A 16,686-nucleotide genomic window follows, 5' to 3' on the forward strand; every position below is an offset into this window, starting at 1 on the left:
AAGTCGCCTTTTTCGAGTGTGCCAGTCGGTAAAAGGGTGATGCTTTCACCAAGTTCGCTGTAATCAGCAGTATCGCTACCATTGCCACCATCTAAAATATCATCACCCGCACTGGCAATCAGAAGATCATTGCCACCATTGCCAAACAATAGGTTATCTTGCTCGTCACCTGCAATCGTGTCATTTTGATTTGTCCCTTTGACATCATCAAAGTTGACAACTTTAAATGGCCCAACGCCAGGAACGCCATTGACTTTTAAAGTGAGATTTTGCAGGTTGACATTAATCGATGCACCTACTGCTGTAGATGCATCAATCGTATTATTTAGTACACTAGCATCAGCAATGATAGTCTCGACTTTCACAAGTTGGTCTGTACCCAAGTCGCCTTTTTCGAGTGTGCCAGTCGGTAAAAGGGTGATGCTTTCACCAAGTTTGCTGTAATCAGCAGTATCGCTACCATTGCCACCATCTAAAATGTCATTGCCAGAACTTCCTGCTAGTCTGTCATTGCCATTACCACTGTCTAGCTTGTCATCGCCAATACCGCCAGAGATTATGTCACTGCCGTCATTACCAGAAATCGTGTCATTTCCACTACCACCAGAAATTGTGTCATTTCCACTACCACCAGAAATCGTGTCATTTCCACTACCACCAGAAATCGTGTCATTACCAGCATTACCAAATATGGTATCATCGCCGTCATCGCCATTAATGGTGTCATTTCCAACACCACCGTTTATCTCGTCATTGCCACCACGACCAGAGATCGTATCATTCCCATCAAGCCCAAAAATCTGATCGATATCATTCGTGCCAACAAGGGTGTTAGCTTCCGAATCACCAGTAATAAGAGCCATAATGCTAATTATTTAGTGTTATTTGATTGATACCTGACTCTTCTCATTCTGACTATATACGGAAAATTTTTAGTAAAAATTTATAACAAAAATATTAAGTGGTGATTAAGGAAGCAAAAATCAAGTTAGTTATATTTGTTCAATTAGTTGGATTATTAAATCATTATCACAGGATAAAAATTACTACATAGTTATGAAAAAACATCAACAAAATAAGAAAAAATAAGAACTATAAAGAAAAATATTAGGTAGTAGTTTTAATTATTGTCGAATGTATAAAAACACTTAAACGCGTTGCGTATAAAAAAAATTAAGTGTTGCGATCGCTCTCATCAATTTTCAATCACATAAGGTACGGTTTAGTCTCTAATTTCTAGCCCCTAGCCCTTATTCTTAAAGAAATGTACCTTATTTAAAACAAGAAACGCTGTACTGAGTGTTCAATTTACATAAAATCACAGCGTATTGCTAATTCTCAATTCCCCAAACACAGAAAGTCATAAGAAATCGATATGATATAAAAGTCGATAAAACTTCAAAAATATTCATCAAATGCTGATTCACTCCTCTGGCTTGTCCAAGGTCAAAGACTCAGTAACAGAGAAAATCTTTTTGGGTCATGAACCCAACGCCGAATTAATTGCAATTCTGACTGTCTACTTTGTCCAAGGAATTTTGGGTTTAGCACGCTTGGCCGTTAGCTTTTTCCTCAAAGATGAGCTAATGCTGAGTCCAGCTCAAGTATCGGCAATGCTGGGAATTGTCGCGCTACCTTGGATGATTAAGCCAGTGTTTGGCTTTATTTCAGATGGTTTTCCGATATTGGGCTATCGCAGGCGTCCGTATCTAATTTTGTCAGGAATACTAGGAACTGTCTCTTGGATCAGTCTTGCGACAATAGTTCATAATAGCTGGACAGCAACAATTGCGATCGCTTTAAGTTCTCTTTCTGTGGCAGTGAGTGATGTAATAGTTGACTCACTAGTTGTTGAACGGGCCAGAATAGAATCGCAGGCAAATGCAGGTTCTCTACAATCTCTGTGCTGGGGTGCTTCTGCGATCGGGGGCTTGATCACAGCTTACTTCAGCGGTATGCTATTAGAGCATTTCACCACCCGCACTGTTTTTTGGATTACTGCTTTATTCCCCCTCATCGTTTCAGGAGTAGCTTGGTTGATTGCCGAGTTACCTTTAAGTCAAGATACAAAAGACAGTAACTATAACAACTTCCTCAACGTTAAGCATCAAATTGGGCAGCTACGCCAAGCCGTTACCCAAAAAGCAATTTGGCTACCAACAGCTTTTCTCTTCATCTGGCAAGCCACTCCAACTGCTGACTCTGCTTTCTTCTTCTTCACCACTAACGAACTTCACTTCCAACCAGAATTTTTAGGGCGAGTACGTTTAGTTACAAGCTTTGCTTCTTTAATTGGTGTTTGGATTTTCCAGCGTTTTCTTAAAACTGTCCCCTTCCGAGTAATTTTTGGTTGGGGGACTTTCATCTCCGCGACTTTGGGGATGACAATGCTGCTATTAGTCACTCACACAAATCGACTTCTGGGTATAGATGACCATTGGTTTAGTTTAGGTGACAACCTAATTCTTACTGTGATGGGACAAATTGCCTTTATGCCGGTGTTGGTGTTAGCAGCAAGACTTTGCCCCCCTGGAGTTGAAGCAACATTATTTGCATTGTTAATGTCAGTATTCAATTTAGCAGGAATGGTATCCTATGAATTCGGAGCATTAATTATGCATTGGTTAGGAATTACAGAAAAAAACTTTGAAGCACTTTGGCTTCTAGTTATAATTACCAACCTCAGTACCCTATTACCCCTGGCATTTCTTCACTGGCTACCTGCGGCTGAAGAACAAACACAGACATCAACATCACAACTAGCCTCTGCAAAAAATGGAGAAGAACTATTTTTGCCCAACGTCTCTGAGTTAATGCTGCAAAAACCCCAATCAGAGGCAGTTGAGTAAGTCATTTGTCATTGGTAATCGCTTCAATTACGAATTACGTTAGCGAAGCGGTAGCGGTAGCGAGTCATCGAGCGTCGGTACGAGCGTCAGCGTAAAGCCTACGGCATAGCTTCGCTTAGAGCGACACAGGAGCGTCGCGTCATTACGAATTACGAATTACGAATTACCCAAATTGGTGTGAGTTAAAAAACTAAATTTATGACGCAGAGTTTTAAGCTTCAAGAAAGCCAAATTTCCCCAAAATCTTACACTCGTGGTGACTGGCAGAGAGGATATGAATCTCTACCTCAAGAATTTGATTACTGGATTGATGATATAGAAGGGCAAATTCCTCCAGAACTTCAAGGTACCTTGTTTAGAAATGGCCCTGGTTTGCTAGATATCAATGGACAATCTATTCATCATCCCTTTGATGGCGATGGCATGATTAGTCGGATTACTTTTATAAATGGGCGTGCCCATTTTCGTAATTGCTTTGTTCAAACTGAGGGTTATTTAGCAGAACAAAAAGCTGGAAAAATTCTTTATCGCGGTGTATTTGGTACACAAAAACCTGGCGGTTGGTTGGCGAATATTTTCGATTTCAAATTCAAAAGTATTGCTAATACTAATGTTATTTACTGGGGTGATAAACTGCTGGCATTATGGGAAGCTGCTGAACCTTATCGCCTCGACCCCTATACTCTAGAAACATTAGCAAAAGAATACTTTGATGGTGTATTATCACCTGGCGATGGCTTTGGCGCCCATCCCCGTCTTGACCCTAGTTGTGAACAAGATGGGGGTGCGCCTTGCCTGGTCAACTTTTCAATTAAGCCTGGATTATCAACTACAATTACTATTTTTGAACTAAATCCAACTGGTCAAGTTGTTAGAAAATACGCTCACATTTTTCCAGGGTTCTGCTTTATTCATGATTTTGTCATTACATCAAACTACTGCATCTTTTTTCAAAATCCTGTCACCTTCAATCCCATACCTGTTGCTTTAGGAATTCGTGCAGCAGGGGAATGTATTAAGTTTCAAACAAATCAGCCAACTCGAATTATAGTTATTCCCCGCACGCCTAAAACAGAGCCAACACAAGTCAAAATTCTCGAAACTGAGTCTGGTTTTGTCTTCCACCACATTAATGCTTATGAGGTAAAAGATGAAGTTGTAATTGACTCTATTTGTTACCAATCTCTACCACAAGTAGAGCCAGAAAGCGATTTTCGACAAGTTGATTTTGAAGCAGGTTCACCTGGGCAACTTTGGCGATTTAATCTTAATCTCCAAGATGGGGTGGTACAACGAAAGTTAATTGAGAGTCGCTGTTGTGAGTTTCCTAGTATACATCCGGCAAACGTTGGACGTTCTTATCGATACATGTATATAGGTGCAGCTCATGCAGAGACTGGTAATGCTCCTTTACAGGCATTGCTGAAAATTGATCTAGAATCTGGGACAAGACAACTCTGGAGTGCTGCGCCTGGTGGTTTTATCGGTGAGCCGATTTTTGTTTCGCGTCCAGGTTCTGTGACAGAAGATGATGGTTGGGTACTGGCTTTGGTTTATGATGCAACTCATCATCGATCTGATGTAGTGATTTTAGATGCGAGTGATTTTTCTCAAGGCGCGATCGCACGTCTCCATCTTAAACATCATATCCCCTATGGGCTACATGGAAACTTCACTTCTGAGGTTTTTGTGGGTAATTCGTAATTCGTAATTATTGACTCTCCCTCATCCCCCCATCCTTCCAGCTACATGATCGCAATTTGGGTATTGGTCAATTGTGGTTTGTTGGATAACTGAGCTATGATAGCTTGTGCTGCAATGCCAACTCCATCAGCATCAAAGAATAGATTGCCTGTGGTTTGCTCGTAGATCAAGCGATCGCTTGTCGTTGTAGCACTAGCCCCTAACCGGAATATACTAGCGTTAAGTATACCCATTGCTTGGCTGAGTCCGAATTCTGACTTGGATAAAATGATTGTGTCCTCTAAAACATTAAAATCAGTAATAATATCAAAGCCACTACTCAGAGTCTCAGTTAGGTAAAAGCTATCTCGACCAACTCCGCCAGTCAGTTTATCTTGATCAGTTCCACCGATCAATATGTCATCACCAGCATTACCAGCTAAGTTATCATTACCAGCACCTCCGACTAAGATGTTAACGCCAGAGTTACCCGTTATGGTGTTATTGAGGTTGTTGCCTATACCGTTAGTTACTTGAGTTCCAGTTAGAGTTAAGTTTTCTAGGTGATTTCCTAGCTGATAATTAATAGAGGATTCAACTAAATCTATACCTGCATTCAAGTCTTCAATGACTATATCCCCAAAGCTATCTATGATGTATGTATCGTTGCCAAGTCCACCATTTAAAGTATCATCCCCAGCACCACCATTGAGAGTATCATTATTATCCAGCCCTTGAAGTGTGTCATTACCTTCAAGTCCTGATATAATGTCTACATAATTGCTACCAATGAGGTTGTCTGCATTTGCAGTACCTTGAATTACATTGGCGATCGCTAAATTAAACACATCACTAATATTAGCCCCAAAATCATCTGTAGCTGTGACTTTGATATTCAAACTACCGATATCTGCATTGGTCGGTGTACCGCTAAAAATACCAGTTGTCGCATCAAAAGTCACCCAACTAGGTAATGAGAGACCATTTTCTAACTCAACTGCATATGCGATCGTATCCTCAGCATCTACATCGCTGAAAGTATTATTGGCAATAGTGAAGCTGAAAAGACTATCCTCAATAGCTGCTTGATCATTAATTTCAGTAGTTAAAACTGGTGCATTATTGAGCGACACAGCCCAAAGTTCCGTTCCAATAATGCCATTGTCAGCAGTAAAATAAAGTGTACCATTAACGTTGGTCAAGCTACTAACAGCAGAACCTTTAGATCCTGTGTTGATATCCTTGAGAAGCACAGCATCACCCGTAACTTTGTCAATCTTCCATAACTCATTGCCGTTGATACCGTCATTAGCAGTAAAGCAAAGCGTACCATTAACATTGGTTAGATTGTTGACAGAAGAACCCCCAAACCCGACATTGATATCTTCAACTAACACCACTTCACCTGTGAGATTGTCAATCTTCCACAACTCATTTCCGTTGGTTGGGTCAAAAGCGCTGAAGTAAAGCGTGCCATCAACGTTGGTCAAGTTACTGCAAGAAGAACTCCCAGAACCCAAATTGATGTCTTGAACAATTACAGCATCACCCGTAGTGTTAATCTTCCATAACTCATTGCCTTTAATGCCGTCATCAGCACTGAAGTAAAGCGTGCCACCAACGTTGGTCAAGTTATTAACAGAAGAACTTGCAGAACCTGGGTTGATGTCTTGAACAATTACAGCCTCACCCGTAGTGTTAATCTTCCATAACTCATTGCCGTTAGTGGGGTCAAAAGCACTGAAGTAAAGCGTACCATTAACGTTGGTCAAGTTATTAACAGAAGAACTTCCAGACCCCACATTGATATCCTTGACTAACACTGCTTCACCTGTGGTATTGTCAACTCTCCACAACTCAGTGCCATTAATGCCGTCATCAGTAGTGAAGTAAAGCGTTCCATTGACGTTGGTTAAGTTAGTTAAGGTAGAACTTGTAACTCCCGGATTAATATCCTTAACTAAGGATGGATTGCCTGTGGTGTTGTCAACCTTCCACAATTCAGTTCCTTGACTAGGGCTATATGCAGTGAAGTAAACTGTGCCATTAACGTTGATTAAGTTACTAGGTGAGGAACTTCCCTGACCAAGATAAACATCAACTACCACTGCGTTACCTGTGGTGTTATCAACTCTCCACAACTCAGCCCCATTGTTGAAGTTATAAGCGGTAAAGTAAAGTGTGCCATCAACGTTAATCAAGTTACTGGGAGAGGAATTATCAACTCCCAAATTGATATCTTTAACCAGGACTGCCTCACCCGTGGCATTGTCGATTCTCCATAGCTCAGTGCCGTTGGTTGTGTCAGTAGCTGTGAAGTAAAGCGTGCCGTTAACGTTAGTTAAGTTATTAGCCGCAGAATTGCCTAGACCTGGGTTAATATCTTTAACCAGCACTGCCTCACCCGTGGCGTCGATTTTCCACAACTCAGTGCCGTTGGTCGAGTCAGTAGCTGTGAAATAAAGCGTGCCATTAACGTTGGTGAGATTTTGGGGATAGGAAGGATAACTCAGGAATGAACTCCTCAAAATCACCACATCACCAGTAGTGCTATCAATTTTTCGCACCTTATACCCGTGGATGCCGTCAGTGGCACTAAAGTAAAGTGTGCCGTTATCATTCTTGAGGTTACTAGGAGAAGAACTGCTAGACCCCAAATTAATATCTTCAACTAGGACTGCTTCACCCGTGGCGTTGATTTGCCACAACTCAGTGCCGATGGTTGGGTCAGTGGCGGTGAAATAAAGCGTGCCATTAACGTTAGTTAAGTTATTTGCAGAGGAACTCCCAGACCCGACATTGATATCCTTGACTAACACTGCTTCACCTGTAGCGTTGTCAATCTTCCACAACTCATTACCGTTGGTCGGGTCAGTGGCGGTAAAGTAAAGTGTGCCATTGACATTGGTTAAGTTGTAGGGGTAAGAACTTGCCGACCCGACATTAATATCTTTAACCAAGACAGCATTACCTGTAGTGTTGTCAATCTTCCACAACTCGTTGCCATTAGTCGAGTTAGTAGCACTGAAGTACAGCGTGCCGTTGACATTAGTAAATCTATTGGGATAAGAACTTGCCGACCCGACATTAATATCTTTAACCAAGACAGCATCACCTGTGGCGTTGTCAATCTTCCACAACTCAGTGCCGATGGTTGGGACAGTAGCGGTGAAGTAAAGTGTGCCATTGATATTAATCAGGTTGTTAACAAAGGAACTTCCAGAACCCGAATTAATATCCTTGACCAGGACTGCATCACCTGTGGCGTTGTCAATTCTCCATAACTCACTGCCGTTGATTGGGTCAGTAGCGGTGAAGTAAAGCGTGCCGTTGATGTTGGTCAAGCTGTAAGGAGAAGAACTTTCAGACCCGACGTTAATATCCTTGACCAGGACTGCATCACCTGTGGCGTTGTCAATTCTCCACAACTCACTGCCGTTAGTTGGGTCAGTAGCATTGAAATAAAGCGTGCCGTTGACATTAGTCAAGCTGTAAGGAGAAGAACTTCCCGACCCGACATTAATATCCTTAACCAGGACTGCATCACCTGTAGTGTTGTCGATTTTCCACAACTCAAGACCGTTAGTTGGGTTATAAGCAGTGAAGTAAAGCGTGCCATCAACGTTGAGGAGGTTGTTGATATTGGAACTGATGAAATCTGGGTAGATATCTTTGACCAGGACTGCATCACCTGTGCTGTTGTTGATTTTCCACAACTCAGTGCCATTGGTTTGGTCAAAAGCACTGAAGTAAAGCGTACCGTTGACGTTGATTAGATTATTGGGATAGGAACTTCCAGAACCGAGATTGATATCTTTAACCAGCACCACATCACCTGTAGTGTTGTCGATTTTCCACAACTCGGCCCCGTTAGTAGGATCGTAAGCAGTAAAGTAAGATGCGTCATTGACGTTGGTCAAACTATATATATTAGAAAAGTCTAATAATGATGTATTTATATCTTTGACTATGTATGGCTCAGAGTTTAATGCTGCCCCATAAGCCTTGATTGTGATAGGTAAAAATGCTACCTCTTGGATATAACTTTTTTTTTGTAACATAAGCTGGATAATTCTAATTTAAGTGTTAGGACATAGGGAGTGGCACTTCGACTCTGCTCAGTGACCGAGAGTAGGGAGTGAGAAAAAAGTGTTTATTTTATTCGTAGCGGGTGGTGCGCCGCCTGTAGGAAACTTTGATATAAAATACAGAACACGCATTTTACGTAAGTATTGTCTTTTTTATATGAAATTTGCCAAGATAAAAAACCGTATAAATACTAGGATTTTCGGCGATCGCAATTTTGGTGTGTGGTTAAGCTTTAGCCTTTAACAAAATTTACAAATACCCTAGTTCCGCAGAAAAACAGGATAAGCTAGGCGTACATAATCCGGTTCGCGAAAATACCGCGAAGAGGAGAAAATTTTATGATTTCCAAATCTTTACTACCACTAGAAGCTGCTTCTCCGGCATACATATGCCCATATGACCAGGCTTGTAGCTACCTGGAGGCAGCAGCTAAAGAATTAAAATTAGATCAAGGTTTACTAGAAATTCTTAGTCATCCACGCAAAGTGGTGACAGTTTCCATCCCCGTCAAATTGGATAATGGTGAGGTACGGGTTCTCCCTGGACACCGAGTACAACACTCTGATGTTTTGGGCCCTTATAAGGGTGGCATTCGTTATCACCCAGCCGTCACATTACGAGAAGTATCAGCTCTGGCGATGCTGATGACATGGAAGTGTGCTTTGTTAGGTATTCCCTACGGTGGCGCGAAGGGAGGTGTCCCCATAGATCCCAAACGCTATAGTGTTGGTGAATTAGAACGCATTACCCGTCGTTACACCAGTGAGTTAATTAAAGATATCGGCCCTGCCATCGATATCCCTGCGCCAGATATGGGTACTTCGGCGCGGGAAATGGCTTGGATGATGGATACTTACTCTGTGAATGTTGGTCACGCTGTACCAGGAGTTGTCACTGGTAAACCGCTTGCTATTGGTGGTTCGCGGGGACGAGAAATGGCAACCGGACGCGGTGTGATGATTATTGTACGTGAAGCACTGACAGATCGAGGTCAATCTCTAGTAGGGGTGAGAGTAGTTATTCAAGGTTTCGGTAATGTTGGCTGTGCAGCAGCAGAATTATTATACCAAGCAGGAGCCAAGATTATTGCCGTTTCTACAGGAGCAGGAGGAATATTTGCTCAAAATGGTCTTGATATTCCAGCTTTAAAAGCCTACGCCGCAGAAAACCACAAGAGTATTGTAGGATTTCCAGGAGCGATCGCAATTAGCAACGCAGATTTACTAACTCTATCCTGTGATGTTTTAATTCCAGCAGCTTTAGAAAACCAAATTACTCAAGAAAATGTTCATCAAATCCAAGCGCAAATTGTCGCAGAAGCTGCCAACGGCCCAGTGACTCTTGAAGCAAATCAGTTGTTAGAAGCGCGGGGTGTGACAGTGCTACCAGATATCTTGGCGAATGCTGGCGGTGTCGTTGTCAGTTATTTGGAGTGGGTGCAAGGTCTTTCATATCTATTTTGGGATGAAGAACGCGTCAACCGCGAAATGGAACATTTGATGGTGCAAGCCTACCATCAGGTAATTCAACAATCAAAGACACGACAAGTTAATCTTCGGCTTGCAGCTTATACGCTAGGCGTAGGTCGTGTAGCTCAAGCGCTTACTGTTAGAGGTCTTTATCCTTGAGTAGAGAGTGGGGAGTGGGGAATTGTCGTTTGTCATCCGTCATCCCTTCTCCTGGCAAAGACGCTACTCGTAGCTTTGCGTCCTCCTCATCTCCCCGCTCCCACTCCCCAAACATCTACGAATTAGAAAGCTTGAATACGCCTCCATTACTAATTGGGAGGGGATAGACAATTTGATCAAGTCCAATATCAGCTAAAGTTTCACCCTTTAGATCTTTGAAGAAAGTACCCCGCTGTTCAGGGGTTATTAGTAGTGTGGCAGTATCTGAACCTGAGAGCGAGGATAAGAAAATTTCTACATACCCACGAGCCTCAAAATTGGCTGCGGTTAGTAGTCCAGGTTGGTTAATAAAATCAGGTTGCAGTATGAGTAAGCTAGTAGTGTTATCAGGAATTGTGAATGTCAGTCGTGCTTTGTTATTCTGAGGCACTATTTCTGGCACAAGGGTAGCTTGAGAAAAAGCCCCCGAAAAAAGGTTCTGTCCAGAAATATCGACAGCATTGATAAAGTCTTTAAATGAAGTAGGTGTCTCTGCGGGATCAGTAGGATCTGCGGGAAACTTAATTGTAAAGACTAGAGATACGGTGACAGGAAAGAAGTTAACATTAGCAATGGTCAAGAAATAGCCTTGAATAACTGTTCGGCTAATCTGGTTGAAACCTCCTGGATTAGTGGGAAATTGGGGTTTGAGCAAAACTTCAAAGGTAGAAACAAGCATAGGATTTGTCTTCCTTGAGAAATTTACCACTCAAACATAAGTTTTTATAGGTTGAAATAGATATTACCCCTGAGGGTACTTTTTTTAGCCTAGTTTTTATGACAAGTAAATATGGATTTAGGGGTGTAAGGGTTTTGTACACCTAGACCCTTACACCCCTAAACCTTTCAAAATAAAGGGTTACTCTTCAGAGTTTTTACCAAAGTAATCCTTTTTACATCCATCTCCATTACACTTATCACTTGTATGATGATGGTGGTGATAGACGCAAAAATCATATTTTTTTCTGCATCCTCCATATCCTCCAGAAAGAACTTCTTGCTCTGCTGTGGATAACTCGATTAATGCATCGCGTTCTATAATTTGAGTTGTCATGATTGTGGCCTCACTTACGTTAAAAGTAGTTACTACACATTGTTTAAATAAAACTCATGTGTAATATCTATGTTTTATTTTTAAAGGCATTTTTTAGAGATTAAACTATACTCCAGTTATAAATAAATAGATTAAATTTCTTACTTTAGACTCAAGACAAATGCAGTTGTCTGCATAAGTTACAATCACGATCAGGAAAATGACACCAAGGCACGCGATCGCCACTCTTACTTTTAATACTGAAAAAAATTGGGTAAGGATCTATTTCGACCTTACCCAATTTTTCTTTAAATGTTGACTCTTAATGCACCAAAGGTTTTGAAACTAATTTTTCTGTAATATGGTAGACAGCGAACTTTGTTTGCGAATGTCCAATAATTCTGCTAAAGATTCTTGGCGTTTATCTAGGTGATGCTTGTGTTCTGGAGGCAGAACTGTTACCAGTGGTTTTGATTTTGCTGTTAGCGGTGTCACTGGCGTCAATTGTTGCTGTGGGACAAAAACCGGCGGATTTTTGGGAAGGCGTGGTTCTGTCTTCGGGTAGCGGCTTTGTGTTAAGTGTGCTTGATGGCGGTTGATACTTGGTTTTGGGACTTTTAGTGGTTGCTTGGAACGGTTAAAAAGTCGGAAAATAATTAAGCAACCGCTACCACAACTGAGAGCGATCGCTGCTACCATCCACAAAGGCGTAGGATTGCTATTCTCAGAGGGCGTTGTAATTGGCTGCTCAACCACAACTTCTGGGATTTTTTCTGGTTCTTCCTCTGCCACACGCCCAACATGACTTATGCTGTACAAGGCAACGGCCGCACTTCCTAAAAGCATGGCTAATAACCCAGTGAATAATAGCCAAGGATGGTGTGCAACCAGATTTATCAGAATACTTGAGCTTTTGATTGATATCGATTTACTGTTTGTCAGCTCTGGAGTAGCCCCTATAATTTGGGTTGGCTCATGCTGTACATTCTGACTATTTTCCATGATTACTTTCAGATTTGTACCCCTCTAGTCCACGATTGTACTGGAGGAGCGAAGAATCATGTATCCGTAACGAAACTTGGGATTTAGTAGCTTTTTTGTAATACAAAAGCTACCAAATAAAACAAATTTTTTCAAAAAATCTGTCTTTTTTGCTACTTTTCGTTGTAATTGGGGAGTGGGGAGTGGGGAGTGGGGAGTGGGGAGTGGGGAAGAGGACGCGGGGATGCGGGGATGCGGGGATGCGGGGATGCGGGGATGCGGGGATGCGGGGACGCGGGGACGCGGAGAAAATTACTCCCTCATCTCCCTCATCTCCCCACTCCCCACTCCCCTTCAACTAGCAGGATGCCTTTCCAGAGCCAATTGAATCAATCGGTCGATTAATTCTGGAAAAGGGATACCACTGTGGGCCCAGAGTTGGGGATACATGCTGGTTGCAGTGAAGCCAGGTAGGGTGTTGATTTCGTTAATCAAAATTTCTCCTGTGGCTTCTACATAGAAAAAGTCTACTCTTGCTAAACCAGCAGCATCAACAGCCATAAATGCTTGTAGTGCCATGTCTTGAATTTGACGAGCGATCGCATCGGGAATCGGGGCTGGTATCAGTAAATCTGCTCTACCTTCAGTATATTTGGTTTCATAATCATAAAAATCGCTGCTATAAGTAATTTCGCCTATAACAGAGGCTTGGGGTTGGTCGTTTCCTAAGACTGCACATTCTACTTCTCTAGGGGAAGCAACACCAGCTTCTACGATTAGCCGTCGATCATAACCAGCAGCAGCATCTAATGCTGTTTCTAATTCAGAGCGCGATCGCACTTTGGCAATGCCTACTGATGAACCTAAATTAGCAGGTTTGACAAAACAGGGATAACCTAATGTTGCTTCAATTTCATCACATAATTTAGGAAACACACAGGGATTAGACCACACTTGCGCTCTAGTTAAAGCCTTGTACTTCGTCTGTGGTAGTCCTGCTTGCTCAAAAGCCATTTTCATAGCTATTTTATCCATACCCATTGCAGAACCTAATACCCCAGAACCAACGAAAGGGACTTGCATTAAGGTGAGTAGTCCTTGAATTGTCCCGTCTTCACCGTTAGGGCCGTGGAGAATGGGAAGCCAAACATCCACTTCATTAACTTGAGCAGGTGATTGCCATTTGCTGAGGGTTTGGGAGTTGGGTATTAGATTTGGCGCTTCCAGTGCTGCTACAGGAGATTCTAATAGGGGGATACCAGTTCCTAGAACCTTTTGGGGTGTTTCTCCTGCTAACCAACGGCCATCTTTTTGAATATAAAAAGGTAGTATTTCGTACTTATGGAGATTTTGCCCTGCACTTAAGGCTTTAGCGATCGCTCGTGCTGAGCTTATCGAAACCTCATGCTCTCCCGAACGACCACCAAACAATAACCCCACGCGCAGCTTAGTCATTTTTAGTACCTCTACATTCCTCAAGCAGATAGCGTATCATAACTTTCCTGCTACGCCACTGCGGTCTTAATGATAAAAATTTACTGTCTCAAGAACGGCGCACGTTCAAGCAACACCATTCTTTTCTTTTCCATAGGGTAGCAACTACCCAATCATGTTTTTCTAAAGCATCGGCAACAGCTTTGGATTGTTCGAGTAGAATGCCACTAAAGATTGCCCAAGTGCTGGGTTTAGCGATCGCATTCATCTGTGGGATTAGTTCTATAATCACATCAGCCAAAATATTGCAGACGATACCATCCACTGGTTGAGAAATTAGCTGTGTTAAAACATCTACGCTGCCTAGTGCAGGTAATAAACGCTCTGAATTAATATCGTTGAGTGTGCGATTGCTAATAGTTGATTGCACTGCTAAAGGGTCATTATCTACTGCATAAACTTTCTTGGCTCCCAGTAGCAATGCTCCAATTGCAAGGATACCAGAACCACAACCAATATCTGCAATTACTGGGGGTTCTTGTTGATCGTTAGTATTCACAAAAGATTGCGGAATTTCACTTAACCGCATTTCCAAGGATTCCAAACATAGCTGCGTAGTGGCATGATTACCAGTGCCAAATGCAACCCCAGGATCGAGGCGAATGACTAACCGTGTCGAGGCTTCGGGTAATGGTAGCCATGCGGGATTAACCAAAAAGCGATCGCCAATTTCTAGGGGTTGCCAGTATTGTTTCCAGCTACTTGCCCAGTCTTCTTCGTCTATCAACTGCCAATCTAGAGTGGGAGATGACAGTCCTACGCACAGAGCATCTTGACGCAGCCACAACGATAGCGCCGCCAAATCTAATAACTGCGCTTGAAATCTGGGTAAGTAAGCCTTCACCAAAGAAGAATTTCCTTTCGTTTCACTAGCTGTACCACGACAGCCAAAATCATCTAGTCGCCAAAAGACCGAATCTTCTAGATCTGGCTCACATAAAATCTTGAGTTCCCACCAAGTATTTGTCAAGTCGCTTTGCTCCAATTCGTAATTGCTAATGACGCTCTCTACGAGACGCTAAAAGCGACTGCTGCGAGGCGCGTAATTTGTAATGAATTAGTTATTAATTTTGTCCGTAATTACGAGTTACGTTAGCGTAAAGCCTACGGCATAGCTTCGCTTAGAGCGAGGTACGAGCGTCAGCGGTAGCGAGTCATCGATAGCGTTAGCGAAGCGGTAGCGAGGTACGAGCGTCATTACGGATTACGAATTATTCGGTCATAAATTCAGTTATCAGTTATCAGAATTTTGATAACTGGTAACTGATTAAGTAAGCTTATCCCGACTATAGTGTTACCGTATATGCGTCTCGAATGCCAGGGACTTTAACAATTTCGTCTAAGATCCCTTCTGGCAATGGATCGTCGATGCTGAGTGCCATCACTGCATCACCACGGACGATTTTACGCCCTACTTGCATACTGGCAATGTTTACATTAAAACTGCCGAGTAAAGAGCCGAGTTTGCCAATGATTCCTGGCATGTCGCGGTGTAGGGTGAATAGCATATATTTGCTGGGTGGGACGTTAATGGGAAAACCATCAACGTCTGTGAGGTGGATTTCTCTTTCACCTAACAAAGCACCCGTCACAGAATGAGTGCCAAGAGAGCCTGTGGCTTCTAGATGCAATGAGCCGGCGTAGTCACGGATGGAGGCATCCCGCGTTTCAATCACGCGGATTCCCCGTTCTTTAGCCTCTAGGCTGGCGTTGACGTAATTTACCCGTTCCCGCAGGGCTTGGTAAAGTAGCCCTTTCAAGGCTGCTACTACTAGAGGCTGACTCTTGTTGGTTGCCAGTTCACCTTGCAATCGCACATTCAGTAATTCTACTCGACCGCCAGCTAGTTGTCCTACTAGGTTCCCTAGAGTTTCTGCTAGTTGCATGTAAGGTTTGAGTTCTTCCAAGACATCGGGGCCGAGTCCGGGAATATTGACTGCTGAACGTGCTGGTAGTCCTAGTAGAACATCGCGAATTTGTTCAGCAACATCAATGGCAACATTGACTTGAGCTTCTGTGGTTGAGGCTCCCAAGTGGGGGGTAAGGATGACTTGTTTGTTTAGCGATCGCAAATCAGATTCACCTAGCGGTTCTGACTCGAACACATCCAAGGCTGCACCCGCTATTTTGCCATCTTTGATGGCTGCTGCAAGAGCTGCTTCTTCAATCAAACCACCGCGAGCGCAGTTAATAATTCTGGCGGTAGGTTTCATCTTCGCCAGAGTCACACCATTGATTAAGTGGGTGGTTTCTGGTGTTTTGGGGATGTGTAGTGTAATGTAGTCTGCTTGCTGCATGAGCAAATCTAGATCTACCAACTGACAGCCTAGTTGTTCGGCTCGTTCTGTGGAGATGTAAGGATCGTAAGCTAGCAGTTTCATCCCCATGGCTTTGGCTACAGCAGCCACATGGGAGCCGATTTTACCTAAGCCGACAATGCCGAGAGTTTTTTTGTAAACTTCTGCACCGATAAAGCTGCTACGATCCCAGGCACCGCGTTTTACAGAAGTATTCGCATCGGGGATGTGGCGAGACAAAGCTAACATCATGGCGATCGCATGTTCGGCGGCGGCTATGGTGTTGCCTTCGGGAGAATTGACAACAACGATTCCTCGGCGCGTGGCTGCGGGAACATCCACATTATCCACACCCACCCCAGCACGGCCAACAATTTTTAGCTGTGTGCCAGCTTCAATGATTTCTTTAGTAACACGCGTGCCGGAACGAATCATCAGCGCGTCATACTCACCTATGATGTTTAACAGTTCTTCTGGTTTTAGCCCTGTTTTAACATCAACAGTAGCAACTTGGGAAAGAATATCAATTCCAGCTTGGTCAATAGGATCGGAGACAAGAACCTTGGACATAATTATTTCATTTCAAGCTACAG

11 protein-coding genes are annotated in these 16,686 nt (G+C 42.8%); 3 read left to right on the forward strand and 8 right to left on the reverse strand.

Annotation, left to right across the window (positions count from 1 at the left end):
- Window positions 1–863: calcium-binding protein (locus AC5JMF_RS30515; RefSeq protein ID WP_495799454.1), on the reverse strand; the 863-nt coding region annotated here is incomplete at its 3' end.
- A gap of 552 nt (window positions 864–1,415) precedes the next feature.
- On the opposite strand from AC5JMF_RS30515, the gene AC5JMF_RS30520 reads away from it, so the two are divergent.
- Together AC5JMF_RS30520 and AC5JMF_RS30525 are read left to right on the forward strand one after the other, a co-directional pair.
- Window positions 1,416–2,849: a folate/biopterin family MFS transporter gene (locus AC5JMF_RS30520; RefSeq protein ID WP_495799455.1), complete on the forward strand. Its 1,434-nt coding sequence runs from the start codon at window positions 1,416–1,418 to the stop codon at window positions 2,847–2,849.
- A 198-nt stretch (window positions 2,850–3,047) separates the two neighbouring features.
- Window positions 3,048–4,553 (forward strand): carotenoid oxygenase family protein, encoded by a 1,506-nt coding sequence (locus AC5JMF_RS30525; protein ID WP_495799456.1) that lies wholly within the window; start codon window positions 3,048–3,050, stop codon window positions 4,551–4,553.
- A gap of 41 nt (window positions 4,554–4,594) precedes the next feature.
- Here AC5JMF_RS30525 and AC5JMF_RS30530 read toward each other — a convergent pair whose 3' ends face one another.
- Entirely contained in the window at window positions 4,595–8,593 is a 3,999-nt protein-coding gene (locus AC5JMF_RS30530) for an ELWxxDGT repeat protein (protein ID WP_495799457.1), read from the reverse strand.
- Between the two features lie 366 nt (window positions 8,594–8,959).
- On the opposite strand from AC5JMF_RS30530, the gene AC5JMF_RS30535 reads away from it, so the two are divergent.
- Complete coding sequence (locus tag AC5JMF_RS30535; protein ID WP_495799458.1) at window positions 8,960–10,249, forward strand: Glu/Leu/Phe/Val family dehydrogenase; 1,290 nt, start codon at window positions 8,960–8,962, stop codon at window positions 10,247–10,249.
- Window positions 10,250–10,364: 115 nt separating this feature from the next.
- On the opposite strand, the gene AC5JMF_RS30540 is transcribed toward AC5JMF_RS30535, so the two are convergent.
- The 6 genes from AC5JMF_RS30540 to serA form a co-directional block, all read right to left on the reverse strand.
- Window positions 10,365–10,967, reverse strand: a complete 603-nt coding sequence (locus AC5JMF_RS30540) for a hypothetical protein (protein WP_495799459.1) — start codon at window positions 10,965–10,967, stop codon at window positions 10,365–10,367.
- Between the two features lie 180 nt (window positions 10,968–11,147).
- Window positions 11,148–11,342, reverse strand: coding sequence for a hypothetical protein (locus AC5JMF_RS30545; protein ID WP_495799460.1), 195 nt, complete (start codon window positions 11,340–11,342; stop codon window positions 11,148–11,150).
- A gap of 324 nt (window positions 11,343–11,666) precedes the next feature.
- A complete protein-coding gene (locus tag AC5JMF_RS30550) occupies window positions 11,667–12,323 on the reverse strand; it encodes a hypothetical protein (RefSeq protein WP_495799461.1) in 657 nt (218 codons plus the stop codon).
- A gap of 333 nt (window positions 12,324–12,656) precedes the next feature.
- Window positions 12,657–13,757, reverse strand: coding sequence for a D-alanine--D-alanine ligase family protein (locus tag AC5JMF_RS30555; protein ID WP_495799462.1), 1,101 nt, complete (start codon window positions 13,755–13,757; stop codon window positions 12,657–12,659).
- Window positions 13,758–13,845: 88 nt separating this feature from the next.
- Complete coding sequence (gene prmA, locus AC5JMF_RS30560; protein ID WP_495799463.1) at window positions 13,846–14,766, reverse strand: 50S ribosomal protein L11 methyltransferase; 921 nt, start codon at window positions 14,764–14,766, stop codon at window positions 13,846–13,848.
- Window positions 14,767–15,082: 316 nt separating this feature from the next.
- The gene (gene serA / locus AC5JMF_RS30565; protein ID WP_495799464.1) at window positions 15,083–16,663 is read right to left on the reverse strand and encodes a phosphoglycerate dehydrogenase; all 1,581 of its coding nucleotides are present in this window, start codon (window positions 16,661–16,663) and stop codon (window positions 15,083–15,085) included.
- Window positions 16,664–16,686 lie beyond the last annotated feature (23 nt).

The sequence above is a fragment of the Desmonostoc vinosum genome (assembly GCF_059505385.1).

What these genes read in the sequence shown, in the direction of transcription:
- AC5JMF_RS30520 (WP_495799455.1), top strand. Translation starts at nt 1,416, where the DNA reads ATGCTGATTCACTCCTCTGGCTTGTCCAAGGTCAAAGACTCAGTAACA.
- AC5JMF_RS30525 (WP_495799456.1), top strand. Translation starts at nt 3,048, where the DNA reads ATGACGCAGAGTTTTAAGCTTCAAGAAAGCCAAATTTCCCCAAAATCT.
- AC5JMF_RS30550 (WP_495799461.1), bottom strand. Translation starts at nt 12,323, where the DNA reads ATGGAAAATAGTCAGAATGTACAGCATGAGCCAACCCAAATTATAGGG.
- AC5JMF_RS30535 (WP_495799458.1), top strand. Translation starts at nt 8,960, where the DNA reads ATGATTTCCAAATCTTTACTACCACTAGAAGCTGCTTCTCCGGCATAC.
- AC5JMF_RS30545 (WP_495799460.1), bottom strand. Translation starts at nt 11,342, where the DNA reads ATGACAACTCAAATTATAGAACGCGATGCATTAATCGAGTTATCCACA.
- serA (WP_495799464.1), bottom strand. Translation starts at nt 16,663, where the DNA reads ATGTCCAAGGTTCTTGTCTCCGATCCTATTGACCAAGCTGGAATTGAT.
- AC5JMF_RS30530 (WP_495799457.1), bottom strand. Translation starts at nt 8,593, where the DNA reads ATGTTACAAAAAAAAAGTTATATCCAAGAGGTAGCATTTTTACCTATC.
- AC5JMF_RS30555 (WP_495799462.1), bottom strand. Translation starts at nt 13,757, where the DNA reads ATGACTAAGCTGCGCGTGGGGTTATTGTTTGGTGGTCGTTCGGGAGAG.
- AC5JMF_RS30540 (WP_495799459.1), bottom strand. Translation starts at nt 10,967, where the DNA reads ATGCTTGTTTCTACCTTTGAAGTTTTGCTCAAACCCCAATTTCCCACT.